Below are 271 nucleotides of genomic sequence, written 5' to 3'. Positions count from 1 at the left end.
AGTCACGATGAGGCCAAGCTTGTTTGCTTCCTGCTCAATGGCTCCGTGGTTGACGAAATTGTCCCAAACGGTTTGGCGAATCTGTGCGCGCTGTTCTTCTGTCAGACGCTGGTAATCCATTTGTCCAGTCTGGAAGAAGTTGTTCAGGAAGGTAGCAATTTCCTGAAGGTTCTGTTCCTCTGAGATTTTTGTTTCGAGGTCGTTGACCTTGATTTCATTTCCAAAAGCCTCGCCTGCTTCATCGCTGACGCCGAACAGGCCGCTGTTGTTC

At 49.4% G+C, this 271-nt stretch carries 1 protein-coding gene; it reads right to left on the bottom strand.

Annotation, left to right across the window (positions count from 1 at the left end):
• A partial coding sequence (locus AC2FA3_RS15210; protein ID WP_490510316.1) for a SurA N-terminal domain-containing protein occupies nt 1-271 on the bottom strand: 271 nt, incomplete at both ends.

The sequence above is a fragment of the Janibacter sp. CoH_79_TC_3 genome (genome assembly GCF_058197955.1).
The sequence above is the reverse complement of the archived record's forward strand: the minus strand, read 5'-3'. Positions and strand labels throughout refer to the sequence as shown.